The sequence below is a fragment of the Pseudomonas germanica genome (assembly GCF_019614655.1).
Classification (GTDB): domain Bacteria; phylum Pseudomonadota; class Gammaproteobacteria; order Pseudomonadales; family Pseudomonadaceae; genus Aquipseudomonas; species Aquipseudomonas neuropathica.
This window is the reverse complement of sequence record NZ_CP071586.1, coordinates 5,561,468-5,577,018: the sequence shown is the minus strand read 5'-3', so window position 1 is coordinate 5,577,018 and position 15,551 is coordinate 5,561,468. Positions and strand designations below refer to the sequence as shown.

Below are 15,551 nucleotides of genomic sequence, written 5' to 3'. Positions count from 1 at the left end.
ACTTGCCCTCATCAGTCACCGTCGTTGGCGTTGAAGCCCAGTTGGATACCCAGCGCCTTGGCCAGTTCGCCTTCGTGCAGGCGATGGACGACGTTGAGGCTGTCGTAGATGTCGTTGAGTTGCTGGCGACCGGCGTCATCCTCCAGCATTTCGCCGAGCGAACGCTGGGTGCTGTCGAACAGTTTCAGCGAAGCGGCGTAGGCAGCGTCGATCTTGTCCGCCAGTGGCTTCTGCTCAGCCGGCAACAGACCGCGCAGGCCTTTGTTGTCGACACCTTCCCAGACGGTTTTGGCAGCGGCGAGGCTGGCTTCCAGTGCGGTCAGCGAGGACTGGCTGCGCCAGGCATCGGCCTGGAACGGTTGAGGCACGCCTTTGCTCTGGCGGCCCATTGGCGTGCCGAGTTTTTTCTTCAGAGTGTCCAGTGCAGTGACTTGCACACGCAGCAGATCGGCGATCGCTTCGTGGGAGTCGGCATAGCGCTGGTTGGGGAACTTGGTCATCTGCGCGAGCATGCCGTCAGTGTTGTTCCAGCCCTGCAGAATCTCTTCGGCCAGTTGCTTCTGTCGTTCGCCAATGGCGATCAGCAGTGGGCAGTACTTGGCTTTCTGCTCGGCGTTGGCCACGTCAGGCTTGGCGTCGAACAGGATGTACTCGTACGCCGACAGACCTTGAACGACTACGCTCGATTTGGCCAGGGCGGCGGCGTCGATCTGCGGCTGCGCGACGACCAATTGCTCGACCTGACGGCCGACGAGGTTCTTCTTGTCCGGCCAGAACTGTACTTGCCACGAACGGTTGCCCTCGGCCAACGGGCCGATCAGCAGCGGTTGCAGCTCGGCCCAGGCTTTCTGCGCGTGCAGGAAATCGGCGCGGGCGGTTTCCAGGGTTTCCTTGCCCTGGCAGTAGGCGAGGGCGCTGACCGCCAGTTGCTTGTCGGCCTCGACCCAACGGGTGTAGGTCGGCAGGATCACTGATTTGGCGATGGCCGCCGACGTGACCGCTTGCGGATCCTGCGGCGAGCAGGCACCGAGGGCGAGCGCGGCAAGGCTGGTGAACAGTAGCTTGGGACGGAACATGTCGGGCTCCCGATTCTTTTCAGTGTTTAAAGTGAGTTCAAAAACGCCAGCAGCGCGGCACGCTGCTCGGCATTGAAAGACAAAACCTGTTGCTGCGCGGCTTGCGCTTCGCCGCCATGCCAAAGCACCGCTTCGAGCAGATCGCGCGCGCGACCGTCATGCAAAAACTGTGTGTGGCCGCTGACGGCTTGCGTCAGGCCGATCCCCCACAACGGCGGCGTGCGCCAGTCGCGGCCAGAGGCCTGGAATTCCGTACGGTTGTCGGCCAGGCCGTCGCCCATGTCATGCAGCAACAGATCGCTGTACGGACGAATCACCTGATTGGCCAGTTCAGGTTCGGCTGCGTTGGCGACGGTGGTGTATTTCGGCGTGTGGCACGAATCGCAACCGGCCTGGAAAAACAGGTTCTTGCCGGCCAGCACTTGTTCATCGTTGACGCCACGCCGCGCGGGTACGGCGAGGTTACGGCTGTAGAACAGCACCAGACGCAGGATGTTGTCGCTGACTTCCGGCTCGCCGTCCGGGCCATTGCCGTTCGGTGCCTGTTTGCAGGCAGTTTGCGCGTCGGTGCAGTCATCAAAGGGTCTCAAACTCGTCGTAAGACCCATATCACCGGAAAACGCGTGAACATTTTGTTGATTGAGGTTCGGTTGCCCGGCTTTCCAGCCGAATCTGCCCATGACGGTCTTCTGCAAGGCGTCATCCCAGACCTGATTGGGGCGGCCATTGATGCCGTTTTTCGTTTTGGCCTGTGCGGCGGCGTTGGCAAGGATGGCTTCTTCGGGGATCGCTTCGAGCAGGCCCAGACCAATCATCGGCGGCGCGACGCGGGCGGAAAAACGCGTGTCCGGGTGCATTGGGCCGTAGCCCAGTTGGGTGATCTGCAAGACGGGTTTGCGCAACTCGACTTCGGTGCCGTCCTTGAAACGCACGGGCACTGGCGTGTAATCGACGCGCACTTTGCCTTCGGGGGCTACGCCGGGCACGGCCATGTCCTGGAACTGGCCGCCGTAGACCGGCTCCGGCACTACGCCGACCTGCTCAATGAGCTTGGCGAATTGCGGCGCATCAGGGATCGACAGGCGCACCAGCATCGACACCGCGTTGGCGGCATCCGGCGTTGGCGGATGGCCGCGACCGTCCTTGATGTGGCAGTTCTGGCAGGCGTTGGTGTTGAACAGCGGGCCGAGACCATCGCGCGCAGTGGTGGTCGACGGTGCGATCACCCATGGGCTGCGGAAGAAACTGTTGCCGACACTGAAATCCACCCGCCGCGACGGTGGCAGATTCGCCGAAGGCAGGGAGAATGCGTTCTGATCGGTCTTGCGCACGGTCGCTGCACCGCCCGAACGTGCTTCACCCGGCTCAGCCTTGGTGAAACGCGGGGCGTCATCGCACGCACTCAGGCCCAGGGCCAGCAACAGTGCGGACAAGCGAAGAGGCAGCGAGGGCATCAGACATCCTGCGGACGGGCGAAAATAAAGGCGCAAAGTCTAACAGGGCGAAGGAGTTTGAATAAGAGGAATTATCGTTTGCTTGATACAACGCGAATCTGAAGGCCTATGCAAAACCCCTGTAGGAGCTGCCGAAGGCTGCGATCTTTTGATCTGTCTTTTTAGAAGCAAAGTCAAAAGATCGCAGCCTTCGGCAGCTCCTACAGTGAGCCGTGTACGGCAGGTATGAAAAAGGCGACCCGAAGGTCGCCTTTTTTTGACGCAGACGCAGTTGATCAGAACTCGTGATCAGCGTTGTCCGGGTTCAGGTCGCTGATGCCCAGTTTACCGGCAGCGGCTTCGATCGAACCGGTCTGCTTGACCAGCGATGCGATCGCGTCGCGAACGATCTGGTTGCCAGAGGTGTTGCCGGCAGCGATCAACTGGTCGTAGTGCTCACCCTTGTTGGCGTGATCGACCATGACCTGGATCTTGGCTTCAGTGGCGGCCAGATCGGCTTTCAGTGCGGTGTCGGCAGCCGGGTCGGCCTTGGCCACCAGCGACGACAGGCTGGCGCCGGTCATTTTGGTGCCGTCAACACGGGTGTACTCGCCCAGGTAGACGTTACGAATGCCTTTGGCATCGTAGAAGTGCGAGTTGTGGGTGTTGTCGCTGAAGCAATCCTGCTCGTCTTCAGGGGAGTTGGCTTCCAGGGAAACCTTCATGCGCTCGCCGGCCAGTTCGCCCAGGGACAGGCTGCCCATGCCGAAGAGCATTTTGCGCAGACCGGTTTCGCCCGGCTCGGCTTCCAGGGTGGCGCGGTAGTTGTCAGCCACGTTCGGCTTCCAGTTGCCGACCATTTCTTCCAGGTCGCTGACCAGCAGTTGGGTCACGGACTTCAGGTAAGCACGACGACGATCGTTGTGACCGCCAGTGGCGCCGGCGCCTTCCAGGTAGTCGGAGGCCGGACGGTTGCCAGCGCCAGGGCCGGTGCCGTTGAGGTCTTGGCCCCAGAGCAGGAATTCGATCGCGTGGTAGCCGGTGGCGACGTTGGCTTCGGAACCGCCCAGCTCGTTGAGGCTGGCGAGTTTTTCCGGGGTGATGTCTTTGACGTCGACCTTGTCTTCGCCGACCTGAACTTCGGTGTTGGCGATGATGTTGGCGGTGGCGCCCGGGTTACCCAAAGCGTGCTCGTAGGATTTGTCGACGTAGTCGATCAGACCCTCGTCCAGAGGCCAGGCGTTAACCTGACCTTCCCAATCGTCGATGATGGTGTTGCCGAAGCGGAACACTTCGCTCTGCAGGTACGGAACGCGCGCGGCGACCCAGGCAGCCTTGGCGGCTTTCAGGGTGTCGGCGTTCGGCTTGGCGAGGAAGGCGTCAACGGCGGTTTGCAGGGTTTTCGCGGTGGATTCGGCGTCGCTGTAAACGGCGAAGACCATGTCGGCGTAGTGCGCGACCACAGCCTTGGCGGCGGCTTCGTCGACTTTACCGGCAGTGGCAGGCGCCGCCGCAGGTGCGGTGGTGCTGGCGGCTGGGGTCGGTGCGGCCGGAGCGGCGGCCTTGTCTTTGCCTTCGCCGCAACCGGCGAGGGAAATAGCGATGGCCAGCAGACTGGCGGTAGCCAGAGGCATACGAATCATGGCGAACATCCTGCTTCGATAGTTGAGTGGACTCGCGCTGGGGGTGCGCAAAACTGCGACATAATGCAAATCTTTCGCATTATGTGTAAAGGGTTGTGGCTGGAAATATTTCTTATTTACGCAGATCAAAAGATCGCAGCCTGCGGCAGCTCCTACAGTGGGAACGCATTCCAAATGTAGGAGCTGCCGCAGGCTGCGATCTTTCGATCTTCTAGAGAATGGCCGCGTTACTGCGTTGCGCCTGTTTGAGATAGGCGCCCAGTTCCCGGGCCGGCAGCGGTTTGCTGTAGTGGTAACCCTGACCTTCGTGGCAGCCTTCGGAGATGATGTAGCTTTCCTGTTCGGCGGTTTCCACGCCCTCGGCAATTACCTGCATGCCCAGGCTCTTGCCCAGTTGAATGATCGCGCGAACGATGGTCGCATCGTCGTCGTCATCGAGCAGGTCCTGAACGAAGCTCTTGTCGATCTTGATCTTGTCCAGCGGCAGGCTTTTCAGATAGCTCAGGGACGAATAGCCGGTGCCGAAGTCATCGATGGCGATCAATGCGCCAGAGCGGCGCAGGCTGAGCAAGTGCTGGGCGGCGGTGCTGATGTCTTCCATCAGGCCGGTTTCGGTGACTTCCAGTTCCAGACTGCGCGGTGGCAGGCGGTACATCTGCAGCAGGTTGTTGACCACTCGCGGTAGCTCGGCGTGGTGCAACTGAACCGTCGACAGGTTGACCGCCATGCGCAAGTCGACGAAGCCCTGATCGTGCCATTCGCGCAGTTGTTTGCAGGCCTGATCGAGTACCCATTCGCCGATGGCGATGATCGTGCCGTTCTGCTCAGCCAGCGGGATGAACAAGTCCGGCGGCACCAGACCGTGTTCCGGATGCTGCCAGCGAATCAACGCTTCGACGCCGACCACGCGGTGATCGCGATAGCTGATCTGCGGCTGATAGACGAGGTAGAACTGATCACGCAACAGCGCATCGCGCAGGTCTTTTTCCAGCTCGCGACGGCGGCGCATCTCGCTGTCGACGCTGGCGATATAGAACTGATAACGGTTGCGCGAGCGAGTCTTGGCCAGGGTCATGGTCTGCTCGGCCTTCTGCAACAGCTTCTCGGTGCTGTCGCCGTCCTCCGGGAACAGGGTGATGCCAATGGTCGCGCGCAGGCGGATTTCCTGATGGTCGAGGGCGAACGGCGCCTCCAGATCATCAAGGATGCTTTGCGCCAGTTCGGCCGCTTCGTAAGGTTGCTCGATATCCGCTTGTACCAGTGCGAACTGGTCGCCGCCGAGACGAGCGAGGGCGCCGAGGCGACCGCTGTGGGCGCGCAGACGATCGGCCAGGGCCAGCAACAATTGGTCGCCGGTCTGGTAGCTGAATTGCTCGTTGATACCTTTGAAATCATCCAGCCCCACGCACAACACCGCGACCCGGCGTTGCAGCTTGCCGGCGTCGACCAGAATCTTGTCCAGTTGCTGCTGGAGTTGCTGGCGATTCGGCAGGCCGGTGAGGAAGTCGTACTGGGCCATGCGCAGCAGACTGTTTTCCGCTTCATGACGCAGATGGGTGTTGCGTTCGATCGACTCAAGCAACTGATTGGCGGTGTTGATCCAGATCCCCAGCTCGTTTTTTTCGTGGCCCTTGATCTGCGGAATCTTGTGTTCGCTGGGGCGATCGGGGTTGATCTCGGTGAGGTGTTCGATGATCCGCGACAACGGCTTGGTCAGCAGCCAGTGATAGACCAGATACAACACCAGGCCCATCGCCAGTGCGCGCAACACCCCGGAAATAAAGATGATCACCGAACTGACGATAAAGCCCTCGCCATAGGTGGCGGTGTCGAGGGTGATGCTCAGGTCACCGTAGTACTCGCTGTACGGACCACGCCCTACCAGTTGCGTGGTGAAGGTACGTTCCTGGCCGAGAATCAGGTCGGTCAGCCAGCGGCTGTTGGACTGCTGCAATTCGCGGGATTTCTGCGCGAGCATGGCTTCGTTGGGATGGCCGATAGAGGCCTGACGCACGGCATCGTCCTGGAACAGGCCTTCGATCACCTGCATGCCCATTTCCCGGTCGAGGCTGTAAACCGCCTGGGTCGAGGGATCGCGGAACATGTCGAGGATGCGTTCGGCGTCGCCGGCAACGGCCTGGCGGGTTTTGTAAGCATCGAAAACGATCTGTGCGCAGCTCAAGACTACGCCGACGATCAATGCCGACAGGAGCACGACCCGGAGCAACTTCACCGACAAGCTGTTCTTGAGTTCCAGCTTCAAAGGGTTATTCCTTGTTCCGTGCGGGTAGCGTCAAGTTGCCATGAGTATTGGCAATCCCGAGTTGGCAGTCAAAGGGACAATCAGGCCGGGGATGATTTGCCCGTGGTCTCGTCCGAAATGCTGCTGTCTGGAGTATTAGCCCTAATTTGTACTATGTCGGTAGTTTCGCCCCTCAACTTGAGCGGTTCGCAGCATTTTTTCCTCTTTTTGATGTTAGCCCGCAGTGGCACGGCAGCAAGCGGCCTGAGGCTGCATTTTCTGTTTGATCGTTCCCACGCTCCGCGTGGGAATGCCTCCAGGGACGCTCTGCGTCCAGTGACGCGGAGCGTCACGGCTGCATGCCCACGCGGAGCGTGGGAACGATCATCGTACGGGGTCTATCCGGGCATAAAAAAACCCGGCAAAAGCCGGGTTTTTTGACTGGCGCGCAGCTTAAGCGGTGAAGGTTTTGCCTTCGAACTGCTCAGCAACGAACTTCCAGTTGACCAGGTTCCAGAACGCTTCGACATACTTCGGACGAACGTTGCGGTAGTCGATGTAGTAAGCGTGTTCCCAGACGTCGCAAGTCAGCAGCGGGGTGTCGCCGCTGGTCAGCGGGTTGCCGGCGCCGATGGTGCTGGCCAGAGCCAGGGAACCGTCAGCCTTTTTCACCAGCCAGCCCCAGCCGGAACCGAAGGTGCCGATCGAGGTTTTGCTGAACTCTTCCTTGAACTTGTCGAACGAACCGAAAGCAGCGTTGATGGCTTCAGCCAGCGCGCCGGTTGGTTGACCGCCGGCGTTTGGCGCCAGGCAGTTCCAGTAGAAAGTGTGGTTCCAGACCTGAGCGGCGTTGTTGAAGATACCGCCCGAGGAAGTCTTGACGATTTCTTCCAGGGTCTTGCCTTCGAACTCGGTGCCTGGCACCAGGTTGTTCAGGTTCACGACATAGGTGTTGTGGTGCTTGTCGTGGTGGTATTCCAGGGTTTCCTTGGAAATGTGCGGCTGCAGGGCATCGTGTGCGTAAGGCAGCGGCGGCAATTCGAAAGCCATGATGATTCTCCTAATCAGGTCTGTTGCGGTGAGCGCAAGGCCGATCACGGGCGGCCAGAAATGCACCGGCGAGTTTTTACTCTTTGCGGCGCAGGGTTTCGATCATAGCACCGGGGTTGCGCCATAACCACGCAACAACTGTGTGGGATAGAGGTTCCAGAGCCGTTTGGAATAAATCAGCTGGCGAAAATCAATTGCCCGGCAACCGTGAACATCATCAACGCCACCACCAGATCGAGAATCCGCCAGGTGCTCGGCCGGGCCAACCATGGCGCAAGCCATGCCGCGCCTAGCGCAAGCGTGAAAAACCACAACAGCGAAGCACTCGCAGCCCCGACTACATAAGCCCCTGGCACCGATTGCTGCGCGCCGAGCGAGCCGATCAGCAACACCGTATCCAGATAAACGTGCGGGTTGAGCAACGTCACTGCCAACGCGCTGAGCATCACCGCGCGCAACGAACGCACGGTCTGGTTTTCGCCTTGATCCATGCTTTGTTTCGAACAGGCCCGACGCAGTGCCTGGCTGCCGTACCAGATCAGAAACGTCGCGCCGCCCCAACGGGCAATCGCCAGCAGCGTCGGGTTCTGCGCCAGAATCGTCGCCAGCCCGAATACCCCTGCCGCCACCAACAGCGCATCGCAGACCACGCACAATGCCGCCACGGGCAAGTGGTGTTCACGACGCAAGCTCTGCGCCAATACAAACGCGTTCTGCGTGCCGATCGCCATGATCAGCCCGAACGCCACCAGCAGGCCGTTCACATAGCTTTGCCACATAACAATTACTCCGCGTTGGCTGCGAGATCGCGCAGCACTTGCATGGCGCGTTCGGCGTCGGCCTGGCCGACGAACAAATGGTCGTGGTAATAGCCGGCAATCACGTTGCAACTGATCCCGGCCTTGCCCAGTGCCGTGGCGAATGCGGCGGTGAGGCCCACGGCTTCCAGCGCCGAGTGCACGTTGAGGGTGATCCACGCGGCGACGTAGTCGAAACTGAAACCGGCCTGTTCAGCTTGGGAGCGTTCGAGAATCACGGTCAGGCCTTCCTGTTCGCGGAAGCTGCCGACGATCTCCAGATCCCTCGGTAACACGCCATCGGGCAGGGTGCAGAATACGTATTCGCCGGCGTTCAATTGCGGGCTCATGCTGCGCAACAAGGTTGTGAGTGAGGTTTCGCCAGCCATTGCAGTGATCCTTGAAAAAGAGTGCTTGCTGGCTATTCTCCGGGCGAAACCTGTATAAGAAAAACCAATAGTGCTGATCGCTCATTAGGAAAACTGATGTTCGACTACAAATTGCTTTCTGCTCTGGCCGCCGTGGTCGAGCAGGCCGGATTCGAACGGGCCGCGCAAGTGCTGGGTTTGTCGCAATCGGCGATTTCGCAGCGGATCAAACTGCTCGAAGCGCGGGTCGGCCAGCCGGTGTTGATTCGCGGCACGCCACCGTCGCCGACCGAGATAGGCCGGCGTCTGCTCAACCATGTGCAGCAGGTGCGTCTGCTTGAGCGTGACCTGCAAACCCTTGTGCCCGCGCTGGACGAGGAGGGTTTGCCGGAACGTTTGCGCATCGCTCTTAATGCCGACAGCCTCGCCACGTGGTGGGCCGAAGCGGTGGGAGATTTTTGCGCCGAACAACATTTGCTGCTCGATCTGATTGTCGAAGACCAGACCGTCGGCCTCAAACGCATGCGCGCCGGTGAAGTGGCCGCATGCCTCTGCGCCAGTGAACGGCCGGTGGCCGGCGCACGCAGTGTGTTGCTCGGGGCGATGCGTTATCGCGCGCTGGCCAGCCCGGCATTTATCGAGCGACATTTCCCCGACGGCGTGCGCGCCGAGCAACTGCCACGCACCCCGGCGCTGGTGTTCGGCCCGGACGACTTCCTCCAGCATCGCTACCTCGCCTCGTTGGGCGTCGATGGCGGATTCGAACACCATTTATGTCCGTCCTCGGAAGGTTTTATCCGCCTGATCGAAGCCGGACTGGGCTGGGGCCTGGTGCCGGAACTGCAAGTGCGCGATCAATTGCAACGCGGGTTATTGCGTGAACTGCTGCCAGATAAACCGATCGACGTGCCGTTGTACTGGCATCATTGGCGCAATGGCGGTCAACTGCTGGGCTTGCTGACCGAGCAATTGCTGCGTTCTTCGGCGCAATGGCTGGTGCCGTTGGACTGACGGCCAGCGTCAAGACACACGAATCAGGCAAAACGAAAGACATCGGAGCTTTACATGAAAATTCTGGTCACCGGCGCAAGCGGCTTCATTGGCGGACGCTTTGCGCGTTTCGCCCTGGAGCAGGGCCTGGACGTGCGGGTCAACGGTCGCCGGGCCGAGAGCGTCGAGCATCTGGTGCGCCGTGGCGCCGAGTTTGTCCCCGGCGACCTGACCGATCCCGATCTGGTCCGCGAGTTGTGTTCCGACGTTGAAGCCGTGGTGCATTGCGCGGGCGCCGTCGGGCTGTGGGGCCGCTATCAGGACTTTCATCAAGGAAACGTGCAGGTCACCGAAAACGTTGTCGAAGCCTGTCTGAAACAGCGCGTCCGCCGTTTGGTGCATCTGTCGTCGCCATCGATCTATTTCGATGGCCGTGATCATTTCAACCTGACCGAAGAGCAAGTGCCCAAGCGGTTCAAGCATCACTACGCCGCGACCAAATATATGGCTGAGCAAAAGGTTTTCGGTGCGCAGGAGTTCGGCCTGGAAACCATCGCCCTGCGCCCGCGTTTCGTCACCGGCGCCGGCGACATGAGCATCTTCCCGCGCCTGCTTAATATGCAGCGCAAGGGCCGCTTGGCGATCATCGGCAATGGCCTGAACAAAGTCGATTTCACCAGCGTGCAGAACCTCAACGAAGCGCTGCTCAGCAGTTTGCTGGCCGCCGGTTCCGCACTGGGCAAGGCCTACAACATCAGCAACGGCGCGCCGGTGCCGCTTTGGGATGTGGTCAATTACGTGATGCGCAAAATGGAAGTGCCGCAGGTCACCAAGTACCGTTCGTATGGTCTGGCCTACAGCGTCGCGGCGCTCAACGAGGGCGCTTGCAAACTCTGGCCGGGGCGCCCGGAGCCAACCCTGTCGCGCCTGGGCATGCAGGTGATGAAAAAAAATTTCACCCTCGACATCAGCCGCGCCCGGCATTATCTCGACTACGATCCGAAAGTCAGCCTGTGGTCGGCGCTGGATGAGTTCTGCGGCTGGTGGAAAGCTCAGGACATCCGTTGAAACGATTCGGCCGGGCGGCAATGAACCGTGTAGCCGCTTGGGGGTCAATCCCTGCGGCTGCGGCGGTTATACTTCGCAGCATTTAGCCATCACCGCGTTTCACAAAGGTTGCCTCAATGTCCATGCGTAATGATGCCCACGACGATTTCGATGATGTCCCGAGCCTGCGGGCCGACACCTTCGACGACGATGACATTCCGACCACCGCCCGCACCTCCGTGCACTCGCGCACGCCGCCCGTGGTCAAGGTCAAGGCGGCCAGCACCGGCCCGTTGTGGGCGTTGGTCGGCGCATTGTTTTTCGCCTTCGTCGGTCTGGCTTGGTGGAGTTTCCAGCAAATCTCGTTGATGGAGCAGCAACTGGTTGCGACTCAGGAAAGCTTCGCGCGCATCAGTGAAGAAGCGGCGGGGCGCTTGCAGGACATTTCCGGCAAGGTCGTGGCCAGCCAGTCCAACGTCACCAGCGACAGCGAAGCCCTCAAGCTGCAGATCAAACAGCTTGAAGGCAAGCTGCTCGATCAGAGCAAACAGCAGCAAGGCGTCGCGGGGCAGGCCAGTGATCTGGACAAACGACTGGCACAGATGACCGCGCAGACCACTGAACAGCAGAATGCCAATACCCAGTTGCAGGCGCAGGTCAAAGCCTTGACTGCGGAACTGGCGACGGTGAAAAGCACACCGGCCGACACCAGCAAGGTCGATGCTCAGTTGAAGGCCTTTGACGCGCAGTTCAAAAGCCTCGGCGCCGACATCGCGGCGTTGAAGAAGCAGGGCAACCCGAGCGCGGCGATCGATCGCCTCGAACAGGAAATCGTCGTCCTCAAAAGCGAGCAGGACAACCGCCCGGCAGCCCCGCAAGGCGGCAATACCGCCGAGTTCGACGCCTTCCGCGGGCAGATGACCCGCAACATCAATACGTTGCAGGCGCAAATCCAGAATCTGCAGCAGCAGATCAACGCCCGCCCATAAGCTTTGTTGATCAGTGCAGGGGATTCTGTAATCCCCTGCATCATTCTGAATACTCGTACATCACCCCAAGCCGTCTACGCTCTTGAAACACCAACAAGAACGAGGGATGCGCTATGGGGTTTTTGCATAAAGTGGCCTGGCTCGGCGTGATATTACTGGCCGGTTTCGGCCAGGCCAGCGCCGCCACGACCGCCAAGGATGACAGTCAGGCCGCCATCGCCTTGCTGGAAAAAGCCCTGGCCTATTACCACGACAATGGCGACAAGGCGTTCGCCGCGTTCAGCCGTCAGGGCGAGTTCGTCGACAAGGATCGCTACGTGTTCGTGGTCGACACTAAAGGCGTGATGCTCGCCAGCGGCGGGCCTTCATCAGCGTTGATCGGTCGTGACGTCAGTGAAGTCCTCGGCCCGGATTTGCAGAAAACCTTCAAGGACGCGTTGAAAGTGCCGGAAGGCAACGGCATCCAGCAGGCAGAGTATCGTTGGCAGAACTGGTCGGACGGCAAGGTCGAGCGTAAGCATGTGTTTTATCAACGCATCGGCGAGCGGATTCTGGCGGTGGGTTACTACTTGCCGCGAGCGTCGGCCGAGCAGGCCAAGGCGTTGCTCGACAAAGCGGCGACTGATTTGGGCAAAGACGAGAAGGGCACGCTGACCGCGATCAATTCGCTCAAGGGCGGCTACTTGCAGGATGACTTGTACGTGTTCGTCGTTGATCTGAATACCCAGCGTTATGTCGCCCACGGCACCAATCTGCGCTTGATCAATACCGACTTCGGCAAGGTCAAGGATCCGGAAGGCAAACCGGTGGGCGAGCCGATTCTGGCGCTGATCGGCAAGCAGGATGAGGGTGAATATGAATACCGCTGGAAGAACCCGGTGACCGGCAAGGTTGAGGATAAACATGCTTACCTGAAGAAGGCCGGGCACTTCCTTGTCGCCGTGGGTTACTACAGCCCTTGAAGGATGATCGTTCCCACGCTCCGCGTGGGAATAATGCAGCCCAGGACGCTCTGCGTCCCATCCAAAGCCGAACGCAGAGCGTCCGTTGAGGCATTCCCACGCAGAGCGTGGGAATGATCAAGGGGAGACAGTTATTTTGCGCCGTGCTCGCGCCCGCGCAGCAGGTTGTTCGGCATCGCAATCGCTGCCGCCAATCCCAGCAACGACACCGCCGCACTTACCCACAGCAAATGCCGGAACGTCACCAGCAACTCCGCACGCAAGGCATTTTGCGCATCCCCCGGCGCGGCGTTCAGACCATCCAGCAGGACGTTGCCCGAATGGCCCTCGCTCATCAGCGAACTGCTCGCCAGATGGGCGAAGCTGGAGTCCTGCAGCAACGCCAGCAACAGCGCCGACATCAGCGCCACGCCCACTGCGCCGCCGAGGGAGCGAAACAGGTTGGTGGTGCTGGTCGCAACGCCGATGTCGCGTTGCTCCACCGAGTTCTGCGTGCCGACCAGCGAAGTAGGGAATTGCATGCCGCTGGAAATACCGCAGAGCAACATGAACAGACCACTGACCAGCGTCGCCTCGGGCGGGCTGAGCGCCATGCCGAAGATCGCAACCGGCATCAGCATCGCACCGGTCAGAATCTGCGGTTTGTAGCGCCCGGTGATCGACGTGCGACGCCCGGCGAAAAACGCACCAATCGGCAGCCCCATCGCCAGCGGCAGCAAGTGCAACGCGGCACTGTCGGCCCCGGCCCCGGTGACACTCTGAAAGCGCAGCGGCATCAGCACGATCAACGAAATCGCCTGGAAACTGGTGAAGAAAATCGTGCACCAGCACAGCAGGGCATTGCGGTTGGCAAACAGGTGCATCGGCAGCAACGGCTCGCGCGCCCGACGCTCGTGCCAGACAAACAGCGCCAACACCACCACCGCACAAGCGAGCAGACCGAGCACTTCGCTGCTGCGCCACGAATGCCCCTGACCAACCTGAGTGATGCCCAGCAGCAGGGCGGTCAGGCCGATGATCATCAGCAGCGTGCCGAGGTAGTCGATGACCGGTTTGCGCTGGGGAATCGGCAGGCCACGCAGATTGCGGCGGGCCACCCACCAGGCACCGAGGCCCAGCGGCAGGTTGATCAGAAATACCCAGCGCCATGACAGGTATTCGGTCATGTAACCGCCGAGTACCGGGCCGGCGACACTGGCCACCGCGTACATGCTGCTGAAGTAACCCTGATAGCGCCCGCGTTCGCGCGGCGGCACGATGTCGCCGATGATTGCCTGACTCACCGAGATCATCCCGCCGGCGCCGATGCCCTGAAGGATCCGCGCCAGCACCAGTTGCTCCATGCTTTGCGCCATGCCGCAAAAGAGTGAGGCGAGGGTGAACAGGCCCATGCCGAACAGCATCAGTTTGCGCCGCCCATACAAGTCGCCGAGCTTGCCGTAGATCGGCACGGCCACCGTCATCGCGACCATGTACCCGGAAATCACCCAGGCCAGCAGGCTGACGTCCTTGAACTGCGCAGAAATGGCCGGCATCGACACGGCGACGATGGTTTGGTCCAGCGCGCCGAGAAAGATCGCCATCATCAGCGCGACCAGCACGCTGCGAATGGCCGGTTTGGGCGTTTCGGGGTGATTGAGATTGGTCACGGGCAAAACCTGCGGGCAGTGAGAGTCCCGCAGATCGTCAGGCGAGCGGGGATGCTCGCCAGTGTAAGTCGGTAGCAGGCTATTCGATAGCCTCATAAGGAAGTCCGACGTAATTTTCTGCAATGGTTTTTCGCCCTGCTTCTGAACTGACAAAGTAGTCCAGTTCCGAGGCGCTGATGCGCTGGCTGAACGCATCGTGATCATCGAAGCGATGCAGCATCGAGGTCATCCACCAGGAAAAGCGCTCGGCTTTCCACACGCGGCGCAGGCAGATTTCCGAGTATTTCTCCAGCAGATCGGTGCGGTCGTCGCGATAAACCTTCAACAGAATATTGAACAGCGTACTGACGTCGCTGGCGGCCAGATTCAAACCCTTGGCGCCGGTCGGCGGAACGATGTGCGCGGCGTCACCGACCAGAAACATCCGCCCGTACTGCATCGGCTCGACGACAAAACTACGCAGCGGCGCGATGCTTTTTTCAATTGACGGGCCAGTGACCAGTTTTTCGGCAAGCTCCACTGGCAGGCGTTTTTTCAACTCATCCCAGAAACGCTGATCGCTCCAGTCATCGACGTTTTCATCCGCCGGCACTTGCAGGTAATAACGCGTGCGGGTGGCCGAGCGCATGCTGCACAACGCAAAGCCACGTTCATGGCGGGCGTAGACCAACTCTTCATGCACCGGCGGTGTGTCGGCCAGAATCCCCAGCCAGCCAAACGGATAAACCCGCTCGAAGACCTTCAGGCTATCGGCCGGAATCGACTGCCGCGCGACACCGTGGAAGCCGTCGCAGCCGGCGATGTAGTCGCAATCGACGCGAAAGATTTCGCCGTCCTTTTCGAAGGTGACAAATGCCTCGTCGCTTTTCATGTCGTGAGGAACGACATGGCTCGCCTGGTAAATCGTCGGCGCGCCAGCCTCCCGACGAGCGGCCATCAGGTCGCGAGTGACTTCGGTCTGGCCGTAGATCATCACGCTCTTGCCACCGGTCAGCGCGTGCAGATCGATGTGCACCTGACGTCCGTCCAGAGCCAGATCGAAACCGCCATGCACCAGACCTTCGGCGTCCATGCGCTGACTCACGCCAGCCTGACGCAACAGCTCTACCATGCCTTGTTCAAGTACCCCGGCGCGAATGCGTCCGAGCACGTAATCAGGTGTCTGGCGTTCAAGGATGAGGGTGTCGATACCAGCGTTGTGCAGCAACTGGCCGAGGAGCAATCCGGATGGACCGGCGCCGATAATGGCGACTTGGGTTTTCAGCGTTTTCATTGTTTTTATGGCTCGCAAGCTTCACGCGACAA

13 protein-coding genes are annotated in these 15,551 nt (G+C 60.2%); 4 read left to right on the top strand and 9 right to left on the bottom strand.

Features of this window, described 5'->3' with window-relative positions:
• Window positions 1–11 precede the first annotated feature (11 nt).
• The 7 genes from J0G10_RS24665 to J0G10_RS24635 all read right to left on the bottom strand — a co-directional run bounded on the left by J0G10_RS24665 (window position 12) and on the right by J0G10_RS24635 (window position 8,630).
• Window positions 12–1,076 carry an imelysin family protein gene (locus J0G10_RS24665; RefSeq protein ID WP_038366849.1) on the bottom strand — a complete coding sequence of 355 codons (1,065 nt, stop codon included), beginning with the start codon at window positions 1,074–1,076 and terminating at the stop codon, window positions 12–14.
• A 26-nt stretch (window positions 1,077–1,102) separates the two neighbouring features.
• Complete coding sequence (locus J0G10_RS24660; RefSeq protein ID WP_220556926.1) at window positions 1,103–2,530, bottom strand: di-heme oxidoreductase family protein; 1,428 nt, start codon at window positions 2,528–2,530, stop codon at window positions 1,103–1,105.
• A gap of 275 nt (window positions 2,531–2,805) precedes the next feature.
• Entirely contained in the window at window positions 2,806–4,152 is a 1,347-nt protein-coding gene (locus J0G10_RS24655; protein ID WP_220556925.1) for an imelysin family protein, read from the bottom strand.
• A gap of 211 nt (window positions 4,153–4,363) precedes the next feature.
• Complete coding sequence (locus J0G10_RS24650) at window positions 4,364–6,415, bottom strand: putative bifunctional diguanylate cyclase/phosphodiesterase (protein ID WP_095125862.1); 2,052 nt, start codon at window positions 6,413–6,415, stop codon at window positions 4,364–4,366.
• Window positions 6,416–6,847: 432 nt separating this feature from the next.
• Window positions 6,848–7,444 (bottom strand): superoxide dismutase, encoded by a 597-nt coding sequence (locus J0G10_RS24645; RefSeq protein WP_007918933.1) that lies wholly within the window; start codon window positions 7,442–7,444, stop codon window positions 6,848–6,850.
• A 176-nt stretch (window positions 7,445–7,620) separates the two neighbouring features.
• Window positions 7,621–8,223, bottom strand: coding sequence for a LysE/ArgO family amino acid transporter (locus tag J0G10_RS24640; RefSeq protein WP_016986684.1), 603 nt, complete (start codon window positions 8,221–8,223; stop codon window positions 7,621–7,623).
• 5 nt (window positions 8,224–8,228) lie between these two features.
• Window positions 8,229–8,630: an ACT domain-containing protein gene (locus J0G10_RS24635; protein WP_186622841.1), complete on the bottom strand. Its 402-nt coding sequence runs from the start codon at window positions 8,628–8,630 to the stop codon at window positions 8,229–8,231.
• Between the two features lie 96 nt (window positions 8,631–8,726).
• Here J0G10_RS24635 and J0G10_RS24630 point away from each other — a divergent pair, with 96 nt between their 5' ends.
• The 4 genes from J0G10_RS24630 (at window position 8,727) to J0G10_RS24615 (ending at window position 12,597) form a co-directional block, all read left to right on the top strand.
• Window positions 8,727–9,620, top strand: coding sequence for a LysR family transcriptional regulator ArgP (locus tag J0G10_RS24630; RefSeq protein WP_095048264.1), 894 nt, complete (start codon window positions 8,727–8,729; stop codon window positions 9,618–9,620).
• A gap of 54 nt (window positions 9,621–9,674) precedes the next feature.
• Window positions 9,675–10,667, top strand: coding sequence for an NAD-dependent epimerase/dehydratase family protein (locus J0G10_RS24625; protein WP_220556924.1), 993 nt, complete (start codon window positions 9,675–9,677; stop codon window positions 10,665–10,667).
• Window positions 10,668–10,783: 116 nt separating this feature from the next.
• Entirely contained in the window at window positions 10,784–11,635 is an 852-nt protein-coding gene (locus J0G10_RS24620) for an ATPase (protein WP_095048262.1), read from the top strand.
• A gap of 113 nt (window positions 11,636–11,748) precedes the next feature.
• Window positions 11,749–12,597 (top strand): cache domain-containing protein, encoded by an 849-nt coding sequence (locus J0G10_RS24615; RefSeq protein ID WP_095048261.1) that lies wholly within the window; start codon window positions 11,749–11,751, stop codon window positions 12,595–12,597.
• Between the two features lie 131 nt (window positions 12,598–12,728).
• Here J0G10_RS24615 and J0G10_RS24610 read toward each other — a convergent pair whose 3' ends face one another.
• Complete coding sequence (locus J0G10_RS24610) at window positions 12,729–14,246, bottom strand: MDR family MFS transporter (RefSeq protein WP_095048260.1); 1,518 nt, start codon at window positions 14,244–14,246, stop codon at window positions 12,729–12,731.
• 79 nt (window positions 14,247–14,325) lie between these two features.
• Entirely contained in the window at window positions 14,326–15,510 is a 1,185-nt protein-coding gene (gene pobA / locus J0G10_RS24605; RefSeq protein ID WP_220558894.1) for a 4-hydroxybenzoate 3-monooxygenase, read from the bottom strand.
• Between the last annotated feature and the right edge of the window lie 41 nt (window positions 15,511–15,551).